At 52.2% G+C, this 16,016-nt stretch carries 13 protein-coding genes and 1 riboswitch; of the genes, 10 read left to right on the top strand and 3 right to left on the bottom strand.

Annotated features, from left to right (window positions below; all coding sequences use genetic code 11):
• Positions 1-242: 242 nt before the first annotated feature.
• Positions 243-2,684, bottom strand: a complete 2,442-nt coding sequence (locus B2R48_RS00645; RefSeq protein WP_062954945.1) for a methyl-accepting chemotaxis protein — start codon at positions 2,682-2,684, stop codon at positions 243-245.
• A gap of 512 nt (positions 2,685-3,196) precedes the next feature.
• Between B2R48_RS00645 and B2R48_RS00640 the strand changes: the two genes are divergently transcribed.
• The 10 genes from B2R48_RS00640 (at position 3,197) to ribB (ending at position 14,666) form a co-directional block, all read left to right on the top strand.
• The gene (locus B2R48_RS00640; protein ID WP_296996548.1) at positions 3,197-3,850 is read left to right on the top strand and encodes a protein-L-isoaspartate O-methyltransferase family protein; all 654 of its coding nucleotides are present in this window, start codon (positions 3,197-3,199) and stop codon (positions 3,848-3,850) included.
• Positions 3,851-3,889: 39 nt separating this feature from the next.
• Positions 3,890-4,213, top strand: coding sequence for a rhodanese-like domain-containing protein (locus tag B2R48_RS00635; protein ID WP_296996546.1), 324 nt, complete (start codon positions 3,890-3,892; stop codon positions 4,211-4,213).
• Between the two features lie 145 nt (positions 4,214-4,358).
• Positions 4,359-5,711, top strand: coding sequence for a TolC family outer membrane protein (locus B2R48_RS00630; protein ID WP_062954942.1), 1,353 nt, complete (start codon positions 4,359-4,361; stop codon positions 5,709-5,711).
• A 118-nt stretch (positions 5,712-5,829) separates the two neighbouring features.
• Positions 5,830-6,453: a DUF2497 domain-containing protein gene (locus B2R48_RS00625; RefSeq protein WP_062954941.1), complete on the top strand. Its 624-nt coding sequence runs from the start codon at positions 5,830-5,832 to the stop codon at positions 6,451-6,453.
• A gap of 90 nt (positions 6,454-6,543) precedes the next feature.
• Entirely contained in the window at positions 6,544-9,210 is a 2,667-nt protein-coding gene (locus tag B2R48_RS00620) for a valine--tRNA ligase (RefSeq protein WP_296996537.1), read from the top strand.
• A 208-nt stretch (positions 9,211-9,418) separates the two neighbouring features.
• Complete coding sequence (gene pabB / locus B2R48_RS00615; protein WP_296996534.1) at positions 9,419-10,819, top strand: aminodeoxychorismate synthase component I; 1,401 nt, start codon at positions 9,419-9,421, stop codon at positions 10,817-10,819.
• Positions 10,816-11,403: an anthranilate synthase component II gene (locus tag B2R48_RS00610; RefSeq protein WP_062954939.1), complete on the top strand. Its 588-nt coding sequence runs from the start codon at positions 10,816-10,818 to the stop codon at positions 11,401-11,403. Before pabB ends, B2R48_RS00610 begins: the two co-directional genes overlap by 4 nt.
• Before the next feature lie 13 nt (positions 11,404-11,416).
• Positions 11,417-12,274 (top strand): aminotransferase class IV, encoded by an 858-nt coding sequence (locus B2R48_RS00605; RefSeq protein ID WP_296996528.1) that lies wholly within the window; start codon positions 11,417-11,419, stop codon positions 12,272-12,274.
• Positions 12,275-12,329: 55 nt separating this feature from the next.
• Positions 12,330-13,607, top strand: coding sequence for an EAL domain-containing protein (locus B2R48_RS00600; protein WP_213473084.1), 1,278 nt, complete (start codon positions 12,330-12,332; stop codon positions 13,605-13,607).
• Between the two features lie 104 nt (positions 13,608-13,711).
• Positions 13,712-13,864: riboswitch (FMN riboswitch) on the top strand.
• Between the two features lie 133 nt (positions 13,865-13,997).
• Positions 13,998-14,666, top strand: coding sequence for a 3,4-dihydroxy-2-butanone-4-phosphate synthase (gene ribB, locus B2R48_RS00595; RefSeq protein ID WP_296996523.1), 669 nt, complete (start codon positions 13,998-14,000; stop codon positions 14,664-14,666).
• Between the two features lie 78 nt (positions 14,667-14,744).
• On the opposite strand, the gene xth is transcribed toward ribB, so the two are convergent.
• Positions 14,745-15,524, bottom strand: coding sequence for an exodeoxyribonuclease III (gene xth / locus B2R48_RS00590; RefSeq protein ID WP_296996519.1), 780 nt, complete (start codon positions 15,522-15,524; stop codon positions 14,745-14,747).
• Positions 15,525-15,613: 89 nt separating this feature from the next.
• A complete protein-coding gene (erpA, locus tag B2R48_RS00585) occupies positions 15,614-15,955 on the bottom strand; it encodes an iron-sulfur cluster insertion protein ErpA (RefSeq protein WP_062954934.1) in 342 nt (113 codons plus the stop codon).
• Positions 15,956-16,016: the final 61 nt, after the last annotated feature.

Genomic DNA, 16,016 nt, shown 5'->3' with positions numbered 1-16,016 from the left:
CGAGCCGGAATCGAACCGGCGTGCAAGGATTTGCAGTCCTCTGCGTAACCACTCCGCCATCGCGCCTTCGCGTTGGCTGGAGCGGTGTATAGCCTCAACAATCATACCCCGTCAAGCACCCAATTTTACATTTTTCTGAAGGCTTGCCGAATAGTCCCGTGAAAAAGAAAAAACCACCCGAAAAAACTTCTCGGGTGGTTGTGAGGGCTTATAGGAATGTCATTCCACAGTTGGCCTTGGGACTAACCTTTGGCTTTGCCAAAGCGTCTTTCAAGCCACGGTTTCAGTTGTTCCTCGCGGATCTTGCTTGGTGCGAAATCGAGGTTTGCGATCGTATCAAGGGCGTTTTCGACCTCAAACGGGATCGTGGTGTTCGGGCCATCGATGGTGATTTCGCCTTTTGTCCCTTCTTTGATCGCCTCAGCAAGCGAGACCTTTACGCCACCCGTCGATATGTCGATGGTCTGACCACGGATTGACTTCCCCTTGACCTTAACCGTAACTGCCAGTTGAGCTTCGTGCCGAGGATCCTTACGGCGATTTACCTCAGGTGTGGCAGTACGAACGATTCGAACAAGGCTGTTGCGAAGTTCAGCGATGCTCACATCTACTTCTTCGGCGATTTTATTCATGTCAGCCGCACGCGTGAGGTTGTCCTGCGCCTCGGAGGCAACATGCCCGATCTTTTCGGTCACTTCATTTGACGCTTCCGCCGTCTGAACCACGTTACGAGCGATTTCCTGGGTTGCGTCGTCTTGCTGGCGAACATTGACCGCAACGTTGGAGGCGACTTCGTCAACGCGACGGATGCTTGACGTCATCTGCTGAACGGTGGCGACAACAGAACCCGTAACATTCTGGATTTCTCCAAGCTGGCGGGTGATTTCCTCAGTGGACTTGGCGGTTTGATTGGCAAGGTTTTTAACTTCCTGGGCGACAACCGCGAAACCTTTGCCGGCATCGCCAGCGCGGGCGGCCTCAATGGTCGCATTCAAGGCAAGAAGGTTAGTTTGAGCTGCAATATCACCGATCAGTTCTGCAACCTCGCCAATACGATCAACGCTGTCCTTCAATGATTTGACTGTGTTTTCTGCACTTTCACCGGCACGATTGGCTTCTGCTGTCAGGCTGGTTGCTTCTTCAATTTGCCGCGTAATCTCACGGATCGACGCAGCCAGTTCTTCAGATGCGCCAGAGACGGTTTCTGCATTTGCCAAGGCTTCGTGTGCGGCAGCGGCAACACTCTCGGAGTTCTCGGAAACACGCTCTGAAGAGCCTGCCATATCAACAGCAGCAGCGTTCAAACGACCTGTTTGATCAATGATTGCCTGAACGACTTTCTGCAGTTCTTGCTCGACGGTCTCGGCAAGCCCACGCAGCGCGCCAACGCGTTGCTGGTTGGACCTGGATTCATTTTCTTCGCGTTCGAGTTTGGCATAGCAAAGTTTGGCGTGCAAAGCGCGCAATTGCTGTATCGCCGGTTTGAAATCGGAAACAGATGGTAATTCGATCACATAGCCCGAATCATTGGTTTCGATGGCATCGAAATGATTTTCCATCTGCGCAAGTGGACGTCTGAGCTTCTTGATCAACCATCCACCGTAAATCACTGTCGAGATGATGGCGAGTGCGATGAGGACGAGTTCAATAATCAGGGTCTGAACGAAATCCGCGCGCGCCTTTTCTACACGTTCGCCGGCGATCAGGTTTTGAAGAACAGACAGATTGCCGATCAGTTCAGTCAGCGGATCAATTTTCTGATAAAGCTCTTCCTTGACGAGAGCATCAAGGGCCGCGCTGTCTTCAGCGACAAAAATCTGTCGAAGGCGGTCGACCAGTTCATCAGCGACGGGCAGCATGCCGCGGACTTCCTGAACGATTGGCGTTTCCCGACGGCCTAATTCACGATTGAGATAAAGCTCAAGGTTCGCCTTGATGCGTGTCTTCGCGAGATCAATACTTTCAATGCCTTCCTGCCACGAGAAGTTGCCATTGCGAACCTTGTGAGAGGCATCAACAACGAAAACAGCGTAATCATCCGATATCTGTTTGAGCAGGTTCAGCGGTTTTACGCGATTTTCATAGAGGTTTATCAGCGACTTCTCAGTGTTGTATTGGCCCCACAGGCCATATCCACCGATCAGCATCATCAGAATGACCATGGTGCCAAACGCGACGGTCAGGCTTCCTTTGATACTGGAAAGGAAGTTGCCCAATTTCGCCTTGGTGCTGGTATCTACAATCTCACCATATTCAAGGCCGACATTTTTTGCCTCACCCTTGCGCAAGTCCGCATAAATGCTTTCGGCACGCTTTTTTTCCGTGTCCGTCGGTTTGGTCCGGATCGATACATAGCCTGTGACCTCACCCTTTTCCAAGGTTGGGGTTACAGTTGCGCGAACCCAATAATGGTCACCATTTTTGGTGCGGTTCTTGACCAGACCTTGCCAGGGAAGTCCGGCTTTGATCGTTTCCCAAAGGTTTGCAAAGGCCTCTTTGGGCATGTCGCTGTGGCGCACAACATTGTGCGGCGATCCGATCAGTTCGTCGTCTGTAAAGCCGCTAATATCCACAAAGGATTTGTTGGCGAACTTGATGCGTCCACCCGTATCTGTCCCCGAGACGAGAATATCATCGTCATTCATCAGGACTTCGCGATTGGTTACAGGACCATTATCACGCATTATTTTCCCCTAAATCTCTTGCCGAGACAGTTTACTAAGTCACCCGAAGCGCGACAGCAGAACCCGCTAGGCAAAGCGAAATCGTTCATCGTTATGGTGTGTGCAAGGCGTGCCTAAGACTATGCTTTGGTTTATGTTTAGGCAGCCGTCGACCGTTTCAAGTGACGGTTGTGTAATTTTTGTCGTGTTTTTTCGGACGCGTTGTTGTGTAACGACCTGAAAACGCAAAAACATATTTCATATGAGCAAGAAGTAGTCGGCATCGCACAGAGCTATGTTCCTGCCATGTCCAGATGCTCAGTTGCCTTATGAAAAGGAGCATTGCGCGGATATGAGCGTGTAAAGGTCAATCTTTTAGTGCCGTCAATGTGTTAAAATCGAAGCCACACATTGATCCGATGTTGTCAGTTGCTTATGTGCTGACTATAAACAGGGCAATTGCCGCAGCCGTCTTTGGGGACAAAAGGAGGACTGCGGTCTGTTTCTCGCGAGAATTTTCAGGTCAGATAAACATGGATTACCAAGTCGCGCGCCATAACATGGTGGAAAATCAGGTTCGGACCAACAAGGTTACCGATCCGCTGGTCATCGAAGCGATGGAAGGGGTTCCGCGCGAACTGTTCCTGCCAGAAGGCAAGCGCGGTGTCGCATATATCGACGAGGACATTGCCGTCGGTGGCGGACGTTTTGCCATGGAACCGATGGTCATCGCACGTCTTATGCAAAGCGCACAAATTGCCGAAACGGACGTTGCGCTGGTTATTGGGGCTGGTTACGGCTATTCCAGTGCACTGATTTCACGCGTTGCTGAAACTGTCGTTTCCGTCGAAAGCGACAAGGAAATGGCCGCGGCAGCCGAGGCAACCTTCCAGGCGGAAAACTATGACAACGTTATTGTTGTCGAAGGTGACATGGCCACCGGTTATGCCAAACAGGCACCCTATAACGTGATTATCTTTGACGGTGCGGTCGCCGACGTTCCTGCGACAATCCTTGATCAGGTTTCCGACGGCGGTCGTTTGCTGGCTGTCGTGCGTGAGCCCGGCAAGGTGGGTGTCGCACGCCTTTATGAACGCGAAAATGGCGTGATTGGTCATCGCGATCTGTTTGATGCGAATATCCCATACCTTCCTGGGTTCGAGCCGACAGAACGCTTTGTCTTCTGATTTTGCGTTTCGACCGGATCGAGTCCGGTTTGGAGTTTGATGGTGCGAGACATCAGTTGTACTGAACTTTCGGCAAGGCTGAAAAGCGATCAGCCGATTGCCTTGCTTGATGTTCGGGAAGACTGGGAACTTGAAATCTGCTCTATCAGTCAGGCGCTGCATGTTCCACTTTCCGAGCTTTCGAGCAAGGTGGGTGAACTGGCGCCTGATGTGCCTTTGGCAATCATCTGTCACCATGGCGTTCGCAGTCGTCATGCTGGCCGGTTCCTTGAGGACCATGGATTTAAAGAGGTTTTTAATGTTCGCGGCGGTATAGATGCATGGGCGCTTGAAATTGAGCGTGATATGAGCCGCTACGATTGAAAACGGCAATGACGGAGAAAACGGGGCACATTACTTTTTTTTGATGCAAATGCCTCTTTTCTTGGAAAATTTTCTTTCCGTCGTTACCATACGTGAAACTGCGCCGGGGTCGGGACTTGGTGTAGGATTTTACAAGGGTAGATAAATGATCAAACGGTTCTTGCTGACCTGCAGTATTCTGGCCACCGGAGGTGTTCTTGCCAACGGTGCCTCTGCAGAAAGCCTGGAAGAAGCTCTTATCAAGGCATATCAGAGCAACCCGACACTCGAAGCCGGTCGTGCCGCTTTGCGCTCGACTGACGAAGAAATTTCATCGGCGCTGTCAAACTGGCGTCCAAGCGTTAGCCTTTCGGGCAGCGCAGGTGTTCGCGACTACGAGACCGAGGTCAATAGCACCAATACCGACAACAGCCTGACACCTTATACTGTTGGTCTTGATGTTACGCAGCCGCTTTATCGTGGCGGGCGTACGACAGCAGAAACCGAACGCGCGGAAGCCCGTATCAAGGCAGGGCGCGCTTCGCTGCGCTCGACCGAGCAGGATGTGATGCTTCAAGTCGCAACGGTTTACTTCAATGTTCTGCGGGATACCGCTGTTGTTGAACTTAATCAGAATAACGTCCGCGTTCTGGAACGTCAGCTGGAAGCCACCCGTGATCGGTTTGAAGTCGGCGAGGTAACCCGCACGGACGTTTCCCAGGCTGAAGCGCGCCTTGCGGGCGCAAAAGCTAATTTGATTTCAGCACAGGGCGCCTTGGCCAATACCCGCGCACAGTACGAGCGCCTTGTGGGAAATCCGCCAAGCAACCTTGAAATTCCCAATCCGCTTGCTGGGTTGCCAACCAGTATTTCCGATGTCCTGGCGATCGCACAGGATCAGCATCCTGAAGTTCTTCAGGCGGTCTATACAGAACAAGCAGCGCAGTCTGATATCCAGCTGAGCGAAGGTTCGCTGTACCCGGAAGTCACCCTGGCAGCTGGTGTTGAGCGGGCGCATGAAGCCTCGACCGAGGATTTTACGGCCGATAGCGCAGATATCATCGCATCGGTTTCCATTCCGCTTTATCAGCAAGGTGCCGTTTTCTCGGACGTGCGTTCGGCAAAACAGACTGCTGGACAGGCGCGGATACAGATTGATGAAGCGCGCCGTTCGGTGATCGAAAATGCAACCAGTGCATGGGAAACACTTGTTACAGCACGGGCAAGTATCGAATCGCAACAGGCGCAGGTTTCATCGGCGGAAGTCGCCCTTGATGGCGTTCAAAGAGAAGCATCTGTGGGTTCACGTACAGTTCTTGACGTTCTTGATCAGGAACAGGAACTATTGCAGGCCCGTGTGGATCTGGTTGGTTCACGTCGTGACGCTGCAGTTGCGGAATTTCAGGTAAAGGCCGCCATGGGGGCGCTTAATGCGCAGGTCCTTGGTCTGCCGGTCGAAATTTATGACACTGAGTCCAACTATAAAAAGGTCAAGGACCAGTGGTGGGGAACGGATTGATTTGTTGATGGTCGGGGCAGGGTGAGTCACCCTGCCTTCGGACTTGGGTCGGATCGGTCTGGTTAAATGACACTAGTGCGGAAGTTTAATTATGAGTGACGGGCAACAAGAACCTTCCATGGAGGATATCCTCCAGTCGATCCGCAAGATTCTTGCTGATGAAGGGGATGAAGAAAAACAGGAAGCTGCTCCTGAACCCGAACCGACGCCGGAACCCGAGCCAGAACCTGAGCCCGAGCCGGAACCAGAACCTGAGCCCGAGCCAGAAGAAGAAATCGACGAACTCGTTCTTGATGAAGAGCCAGAAGAGCTAGAATTTGACGACGAGCCGGAGGAACTGGAACTCGATGAACCGGAAGAAGAGGAAGACCTCGAACTCGACGATATGCTCGATTTCGATGAAACCCCTTTGGATGAGGAATTTGAAGAGCCGGAACCCGAGCCAGAGCCCGAACCGGCAATGCCAGCCCTTTATGACGACGAGGATGATGACGAGCCGCTGATTTCCAATATGACGGAATCAACAGCGACCGGAACCATCTCGGAATTGGCGCAAGCTGTTGCAAAGAAACGCGCTGTGGCCCTTGGCGTCAATGCCGGGCATGCCACCCTAGAGGATCTGGTGCGAGACATGCTTCGTCCGTTGCTTAAGGAATGGCTTGACGAAAACCTTCCCTATATGATCGAACGCCTTGTGAAAAAGGAAATCGAGCGGATCGTGAACCGCGCCGAAGACCTGTAGGCGAGCCGATTTTAACATTCGAGCGGCGCGCCAACGGTGCGCCGCTTTTTCTTTGTATAACTGATGAAACCCGCAGCGGATCAAAAGACCATGTTGGAGAAGACCTACAACCCGGCCGATGTTGAAGGCAGACTTTACGATAAATGGGAAAAAGCAGGGGCCTTTGCCTGCGATGTGAGCTCAAGTGCCGATCCCTATGTCATCATGATGCCGCCGCCCAACGTGACCGGCAGCCTCCACATGGGGCACGCACTGACGTTTACGCTTCAGGATATCCTGATACGGTACAACCGGATGAAGGGTAAAGATACCCTTTGGCAACCAGGTACTGACCACGCCGGGATTGCAACCCAGATGGTGGTTGAGCGCCAGCTTGGCGAACAGAATGTCACGCGTCATGACCTTGGCCGTGAAAAATTCGTTGAGAAGGTCTGGGAGTGGAAAGAAAAATCCGGTGGGACCATCACCAATCAGCTGCGTCGTCTGGGCGCGTCACCGGATTGGCCGCGTGAACGCTTCACAATGGATGATGGCCTGTCGGCCGCTGTGCGCAAGGTATTCGTCAAGCTGCACAAAGATGGTCTGATTTACCGTGACAAGCGTCTGGTCAACTGGGACCCGAAACTACTGACGGCGATTTCCGACCTAGAAGTCGTTCAGAAAGAGGTCAAAGGCCACTATTGGCACTTCAAATATCCGATTGAGGGGCGCGACGGCGAATTTGTAACGGTTGCGACCACGCGTCCGGAGACGATGCTGGGCGATACAGGTATTGCCGTGCATCCGGAAGACGAACGTTACAAGGATCTGGTTGGTAAATACTGCATCCTGCCGATTGTCGGGCGTCGTATCAAAATCGTTGCAGACGAATATGCCGATCCGGAAAAAGGTTCTGGCGCTGTTAAAATCACGCCAGCCCATGATTTCAATGACTTTGAGGTCGGCAAACGCGCCGGACTTGAAAAAATCAACATCATGGATGACCACGCGTGCATCAATGACGAAGCGCCCGAGGAATACCGCGGTCTGGATCGCTTTGAAGCACGCAAACAGATTGTCGCCAAGATGGATGAACTCGGTCTGCTTGAGAAGATCGAAGATACCGTCCACATGGTCCCCTATGGCGACCGTTCCAACGTCGTGATCGAGCCTTATCTGACCGATCAGTGGTTTGTAAATGCTGAGGTTCTTGCGAAGCCGGCAACCGAAGCGGTTGAAGACGGCCGCATTCGCTTTGTGCCAAAGAACTGGGAAAACACCTATTTTGAGTGGATGCGTAACATCCAGCCATGGTGTATTTCGCGTCAGCTGTGGTGGGGGCATCGTATCCCCGCATGGTTCGGCCCGGACGGCGAATTTTTTGTCGAAGAGACCGAAGAAGAAGCCAAGGCAGCTGCCAAGGCCCATTATGGCAAGGATGTCGAACTGACGCAGGAAACCGACGTTCTTGACACCTGGTTCTCGTCTGGCCTGTGGCCCTATTCAACGCTGGGATGGCCGGAAAAGACACCTGAGCTTGCCAAATATTACCCGGGCGATGTTCTGGTTACCGGCTTTGACATCATCTTCTTCTGGGTTGCCCGGATGATCATGATGAGCATGTATTTCATGGACGGCAAAGTACCGTTCCGTGATGTCTATATTCATGCACTTGTTCGCGACGAACACGGCCAGAAGATGTCCAAGTCCAAGGGCAACGTGATTGATCCGCTTGAAATCATAGATGAATACGGTTGTGACGCCCTGCGTTTCACCCTGACAGCCCTTGCGGCACAGGGACGCGACATCAAACTTGCCGCTTCACGTGTTGAAGGTTACCGAAACTTCGCAACGAAGCTTTGGAATGCTGCGCGCTTTGCCGAGATGAACGAATGCAAGCCGGTTGACGGCTTTGACCCAAGCAAAGTGAAATCGGTCCTTGGTCGATGGATCGTTGGTAAAACGGTTGAAGCTGCGAAGTCGGTCGGCACCGGTATCGAGACCTATCGTTTCAACGATGCGGCCAGCAGTGCCTATCAGTTCGTCTGGGGTTCTTTCTGCGACTGGTATTTGGAGCTGGCCAAACCGGTTCTGATGGGCAATGACGAAGAAGCCAAGGCTGAAATCAGGGCCGTCACCGCGTGGGTTCTTGATCAGATCCTTCTGATCTTGCACCCGATCATGCCATTTATCACCGAGGAACTATGGGATAAGACGGCTGATGGTCGTGCCAAAATGCTGATTGCCGAAGGTTATCCGTCATTTGACGACGCCCTGATTGATCGTGAGGCAGAAGCCGAAGTTGATCTTGCCATCCGCCTGATCGGAAATATCCGTGGCGTGCGTTCGGAAATGAATGTTCCGCCGGCGGCCGAAGTTCCAGTTTATCTGGTGGATGCATCTGACGCGATGAAGGCTGCTGTTTCCGCACAGGAAGCCCAGGTTAAACGCCTTGCACGCGTGGCCGAGATTGCCTTCAAAGGGCAGGGTGATGTTGAAGCAATTGCCAAGGGCGCGATCCAGACTGTGGTTGACGGGGTAACGGTCTTCGTATCTGTCGCCGATTTCATCGATGTGGCTGCCGAAAAAGCACGTCTTGAAAAGGAAATTCAGGACAAGACGAAATACATCAAGGCTCAGGAAGGCAAACTGTCGAACGAGAAGTTTGTTAGCCGCGCGCCTGAACATATCGTGAGTGCGGAGAAAGCCAAACTTGAAGAGGCCAAGGATACGTTGGCCAAACTCAACGATGCTTTCGCACGTATCGCCTCGATGTGATCGGAAGTTCGATCTGGAATGAAAAAAGGCCAACCTTGATGGGTTGGCCTTTTCTTTTGTTAGGTTCGAAAATCATCTGTGATCGATAAAAACCCTTCGCCATATTGCAAAAGAATCGCTTAATTTTGCATTCCTTGTTACAGACTTGGCTGTGATCCGCACTTCGCGGCGGTTTTGATCCCTTTTCCCGCAAGATTGCCCCTGTTGAATGCTGATAGAAGAATGTCCCTATATCGAGCCGGTCGATGCCTACGGCGCGTTTTCGGTCTTTGCCGACAGCCACTTTCTTGATTCCGGAGACCGGGACCGGTTTTCCTACATTGTGGTGTCGCCATTACACAAGCTAACGGCAAAGAACGGGCAGGTGGTACTTGATGGTTTTGACGTACCCGGCGATCCGTTTGATGTGCTTGATGATCTTCTGGGACGATATCCAGTTCAGACTGACGAGGGGCTTCCACCATTTCAGGGTGGGGCCGTTGGCTATTTTGGATATGAACTGGCGCACCAGACCGAAGTCCTGCCCAAAGCAGCGAATGACTGGCTTTCGATGCCGGATATGGCGGTTGGCATCTATGATCTGGTGATTGCGTTTGACCAGCATGATCGACGCATGTGGTTGATTTCTAGTGGTATTCCTGAAACGCCCGGGCCGAAACGTGATCAACGCGCCAAGGATCGTATGAGCCTGGTTCGCAAGTACCTGAAACTTGCCAAACCCTTGATCGATACGCCCGCAGTTCCGCACGCGCCGATCATCTCGAACTGGCAATCGAACTTTGATCGCAAGGCATATGAGGCAGCTGTACAAAGCGTCATTGATTACATTTTTGCGGGCGACATTTTTCAGGCAAACCTATCTCAAAGTTTCCGGGCAGAGTATCCAACCGATGCAATACCGATGCGCTTTGACCTGTATCGACGCCTGCGTGACATCAGCTCCGCACCTTTTGGCGCGTTCCTGAACTTTGGCGATGTCGCGGTACTTTCCAATTCACCTGAAAGGTTTCTGAAAGTCACCAACGGACAGATCGAAACCAAACCGATCAAGGGAACCCGGCCGCGCGGAGAGACCCCGTTGAGTGACGCGGAATTGGCTCAGGAATTAATGCTTTCTGCAAAAGATCGCGCAGAAAACGTTATGATTGTTGATCTTTTGCGAAACGACCTGTCGAAAGTGAGTAATCCTCATACTGTGAAGACACCTGCGCTTTGTACACTTGAAAGCTATGCTAACGTGCATCACCTGGTGTCGACCGTGACGGGTGAACTCAAAGAAGGCAAGACTGCCATTGATGCGTTGCGGGCCTGTTTTCCGGGTGGGTCTATTACTGGTGCTCCGAAAATTCGGGCGATGGAAATCATTACAGAACTCGAAGGCACGACGCGCGGCGCCTATTGTGGTGCGATTGGGTATGTCGGGTTTGATGGCACCATGGACACCAATATTGCCATCAGAACACTCAGCGTGAATGGTGGTAGACTGGCCTTTAACGTGGGCGGCGGAATTGTTGCTGATAGTGACCCGGCATTGGAATACGAAGAAACACTGGTCAAGGCCGCGAAGATGTTCGAACTGTTCGGCATTGATGCAAAGGATCTGAAATGATCCTGCTGATTGATAACTATGATTCCTTTGTTTTTAATCTTGCTCGTTACCTCGAGGAACTGGGTCATGCGGTCAAAGTTGTTCGAAATGACGATATTACCGCGGATGATGTTCGTCGCATGATGCCTGAGGCAATTGTATTCTCACCCGGACCATGCGGGCCGGATGAAGCAGGCAACAGTCTTGAACTTATCAGCACCCTTAAGAACGACTACCCGATGTTGGGGGTATGTCTTGGTCATCAATCGATAGCGCAGGCCTTTGGCGGAACCGTGAAACGGGCAAAGCGCCCTGTGCATGGCATGACATCATACATCAAACACACCGGGACTGGTTTGTTCGCCGGATTAAACAATCCTTTGCAAGTAACGCGCTACCATTCGTTAATTGTTGATTTGCCAAATGATGGCAGTTTGATTGAGACAGCAACGGGACCAGACGGGGAGGTCATGGCATTTGCCCATGCAACCCTGCCACTTTATGGCGTTCAGTTTCATCCCGAGGCTGTCCTGACGGAGCAGGGCCACATGCTTTTGGCCAACTTTCTGAAATGCGCTTCCGGGAAGGGAGCCGATAACGACTAAAAGGGATCGGGCTATGCAGGTTTGGATGAATGGCAGTTTTTGCGATCTTGATGAAGCGTCGATTCCGGTAACGGACCGGGGCTTTCTTCTTGGTGACGGTTTTTTCGAAACCATGCGCGCCCACGAAGGAAAGATTGCCTGGCTTGATGCTCATATGGGACGGCTTGATCATCACGCAGAGCTAATCGAGTTTCCGCTTGATCTTTTGCCAGAGACCGAAGAAGTCGAAAGCGTTGTCCAAACCTTGTTTGAGCAAGTTCACCGCAAGGACGCAGTTGTCCGTATGACAGTTTCTCGTGGTCCGGGAGAGCGTGGCATTTTGCCGCCAGATTCACCGGACCCGACCATCCTGATCACAGCTGCACCGTTCGACCCGGTCGATCCCAATGTTGGCCTTGTCGTTGCAACATCGGAAAAAGTGCGCCGGAACGCGCATTCGGTGGCGGGTAGCATCAAAAGCACCAACTACCTTGATAACATCGCCGCCAAACAGGAAGTCCGGAAATACGGTGCAGATGATGCCATTATCCTGTCGGCAGACGGTCACGTGGCGGAGACAAGTGTTGCCAACCTGTTTGGTATCGCTGGTGACAGCCTGTGGACGCCGGATGAAGATACCGGGATTCTCTGTGGCCTTGCCCGGGATTATGTCCTGCAGTGGGCCGAGGAAGCAGAACTTGAAATCAGCACTGATCCCAAAACGCCCGAGGAATTGCGTGAGTTTGATGCGGTCTTCACCGCCAACGCGCTTCAGGGGCTGCGGGTTGTTGATCGCATTGATGGCTATGTTGTCGGCGTGCCAGCAAGTACCTTCTTCACCAAACTCGCTCTAAAGGTGGAGGAATCACTATGCAATGGTATAGTTGTTTAGGTTGAGTTAACCAAGTTTGTGGCATATGGTGTGACCGATTCACACAGGAATGCTCATGAACTCCCACTCGACCAAACCCGCGCTGACCATAAACCGATTTATCGAAAGCTTGCGCAAACACGCAGCTAACGGCAAGTCCCCTTCATTGGGCATCCTGAATATTCCGGCTGATCTTCGTCTTGGTACAGAAGATTATCAGGCGATCACGCGCGATGCTTTTCACAATCTGCCTGAAAATACCAAAGTCCACCGTCTTGAAAACGGGATGGTGGCGTTTGCACGCGCCGGTGCTTGGGACAGCGATGATCAGACCTTTGTCGAGCATATCCGTGAAATCCTGACGGACGTGATTGACCGGCAAGGGCTTGGCCATATTCCGGACAATCTCTGGAACCGTTTCGAATGGCCAAAAGACCAGGAAAAGCTTGGCGATTTGTTGGGCATTTCACTTGCAGAGCGGCCGGCCAGTGCAGCGGCAGAGCGTTTTGACATGGCCGAAATGCTCCGCGGTGCGATTACAACCGAAGCAGTATTTGATTCGTGCCGCAGACAGGCAATTGTCGGTTTTGAAGACAGTCGCCGCGAAATCCTTGGCCATGAAATCTATTGTTCACTGGATTACCTGCGCCAACATCATCTTGCCAGTTTTCTTCTGGAAGGACCGGGTGAGATCGAAATTCTGTCGCGGGTGCTTGATGAAAAGATCATGGAAGTCACAGCGTCCATAGCACCTGCAATCTTGCCCGATAAATTGCATTTGAATATGCAAATTCAGACAGTACATACCGACAAGTTCACCGATTTCATCGCCGAGCATGATGGAAGGCTGATTGAGAATATGGCGATTGAATTTTCCATGGAGAACGCGATTGCGAACTGGTGGGAATTCGAAGATGCCTGTGAGTTCCTGCACTCGCTGGGAATTCAGGTCGGTCTGGATCGAATAACATTACCTGCACTGGAGTTCCTGTCGCCACGCAAAGTGAATGTCGATTTTATCAAGGTGATCTGGGATCAAAACATTGTCGGGTCCCGTCGTGCAGAGGTCGCAGACAGATTACGCGAATTTGCCGCTCTGTTTGCGGATCAGAGTCTTATCCTGACGCGGTGCGACAGTCGAACCGCCCTTAGAATGGGGCGTAGCTTGGGCGTCGATGTATTTGAAGGCAGTTATATCGACGCAATGCTTGGCAGCTATCTACATCGGGAATGCAAATCAAAGCGCCGTACTTCGGACAAAAGATGTGCGGTTTGCCAGTGGGCCCCGCGCGAGGCACGCAAAACCGGTTGTGATTTCCATTTCCGTGCTGGCAAAGTTCTTTCGGAAATTTAGCTGCCAACTTTTCAATGGTTTTAAGGTGTTTGACAACGCAGATGCGCTTTCATAAAGTGCGCCTGTCGATCAATTGTGATCGGCGTTTGTCGTTGAAACACGGCGCTTATTCTCAGGGCAGGGTGCAAATCCCGACCGGCGGTAATCCAGTTTTCTGGGAAGCCCGCGAGCGCCCACAGGTCGAAAGACTTTTTGGGTCAGCAGATCCGGTGAGATTCCGGAGCCGACGGTAATAGTCCGGATGGGAGAGGATAAAGCGTGACGGTAATGACAGGAGCGCTTTTGCGTGACTGACGTGCCGTTTGACTGCGACCGCAATGTGGCAATTTGCCGCAGAGCGGGCCTTTCTTTGTTGCCCTGGTTCGTAAGCCCCATCCGTAGAGGACGGTTATGAATCAGAGTATTGAAAAACAATCCGATCTGTCGATCTTTGGCGATCCGCATGTGCGCATGGAACGTGCGCTTGATGATCTGCGCCAGGGTAAAGGTGTATTGGTTGTTGATGACGAAGATCGCGAAAATGAAGGCGATCTTATCTTTTCCGCAGAAAATCTGACCAATGAACAGATGGCGATGTTGATCCGCGATTGCAGCGGGATCGTCTGCCTGTGCCTGACCGATGAAAAGGCAACGGAACTTGAACTGCCGCCCATGGTCTCAGACAACACCTCAAGCATGGGGACCGGATTTACCGTCACCATCGAAGCCAAGGTGGGTGTAACCACCGGCGTATCTGCCGCGGACCGCGTCACAACGGTCAAAACGGCCATAGCGGATGGCACCAAGCCAAGCGATCTGGCGCGTCCGGGTCATGTGTTCCCGCTGCGCGCCCGTCCAGGTGGGGTTCTGGAACGTCGTGGCCATACCGAAGGCACTGTTGATTTGATGCGTCTGGCTGGCTTTAAGCCCGCAGGTGTACTGTGTGAAGTCACCAACCCGGATGGCACCATGGCGCGACTGCCCGAATTGATCGAATATGCCAAATCCCACGATTTGGTCGTCATCAGCATTGAAGACATCGTTGCCTATCGCAGCGCGATGCAGCAGGCAGCTGAATAAGACCCGAAACGTACAACAAATAAAAAGGGCCGCACCCTGACTGGTGCGGCCCTTTGTTATATCCATGAACGCAACTGGTCAGTCGTCGATCATGCACCATACAGGTGTGTGATCAGATGCCTTTTCCTTGCCACGCGGATCGCGGTCGATATCTGATGCACTTAGTCTGTCTGCCGCGGCCGGGGTCAAAAGAAGATGGTCGATACGAAGGCCATTATCCTTGTTCCACGCACCTGCACGATAGTCCCACCAACTATATTGATGGCCTTTCGGGTTGAAGGTCCGGAATGCGTCGGTAAAGCCCATATTCATCATGGTGCGCAGACGCTTGCGTTCAACCGTTGTGCACAACACGGTTTCGCGCAGCTTCACCGGGTCATAGACATCCATGTCATCGGGCGCAATGTTGTAATCACCGCCCATGACTGCGGCCTCACCGCTGGCGCGAATTTTATCAAACCGGGTGATCAGACGGTCAAGGAAGTTCAGTTTGTAATCAAACTTCTTGTCGCCAACGGCGGTTCCCATCGGAACATAGATCGAGGCGACCCGAACCGGGTTGGGCGAGGAAATGGTCGCTTCGATATACCGTGCCTGCTCATCGTCATCGTTACCGGGAAGACCGCGTTCGACATCTTCAATCGGGAACTTTGAGAGGATAGCGACACCGTTGTAGGTTTTCTGACCATGCACCGCGATATTGTAGCCGAGATCCTCGATCTCCATTGCCGGGAATGCATCATCGACCGTTTTGGTTTCCTGCAAAAGAACCACATCCGGTTTTCCGTCCTGTAACCATTCAAGAATGTTTGGCAGGCGGGCCTTGATTGAGTTGACATTCCAGGTGGCGATTTTCATTCGGGCCTCGGTTTTTGGGGTATCTGGTCAAACAAAACGGGGTTCGCCATCAACGAACCCCGTTTTATAAATCGGTTTGTAGATCCGGATCAAATCGAGAAACTAGATCCGCAACCACAAGAGGACGTGGCATTCGGGTTGTTCACACGAAACGCCGAACCAACCAATTCACGCACGAAATCGATCTCTGCACCGCCCAGAAGGTCGAGCGATACTTCATCAATCACCATTTTCGCACCGTGGTTTTCGAAGATAAGATCTTCATCGGTGGTGTCTGAATCGAGCGAGAACTCATACTGGAACCCGCTGCAACCGCCGCCAGAGACTTGCAGGCGCAGCATCGTGTTCGCGGCACCTTCGGTTGCAATAAGTTCCTGAATGCGTTTCGCAGCACTTTCAGTCATTTGAACTTGCCGAGAAGAATCGGTCATTCAACACTCCTTGGTCTCCAGCCTGCCGGGGCAGGCATGTTTGCGTTCTGTGAACACATCA

It is taken from the genome of Thalassospira sp. UBA848, from assembly GCF_002295455.1.
GTDB lineage: Bacteria > Pseudomonadota > Alphaproteobacteria > Rhodospirillales > Thalassospiraceae > Thalassospira.
This window is presented reverse-complemented; position numbering and strand designations above follow the sequence as displayed.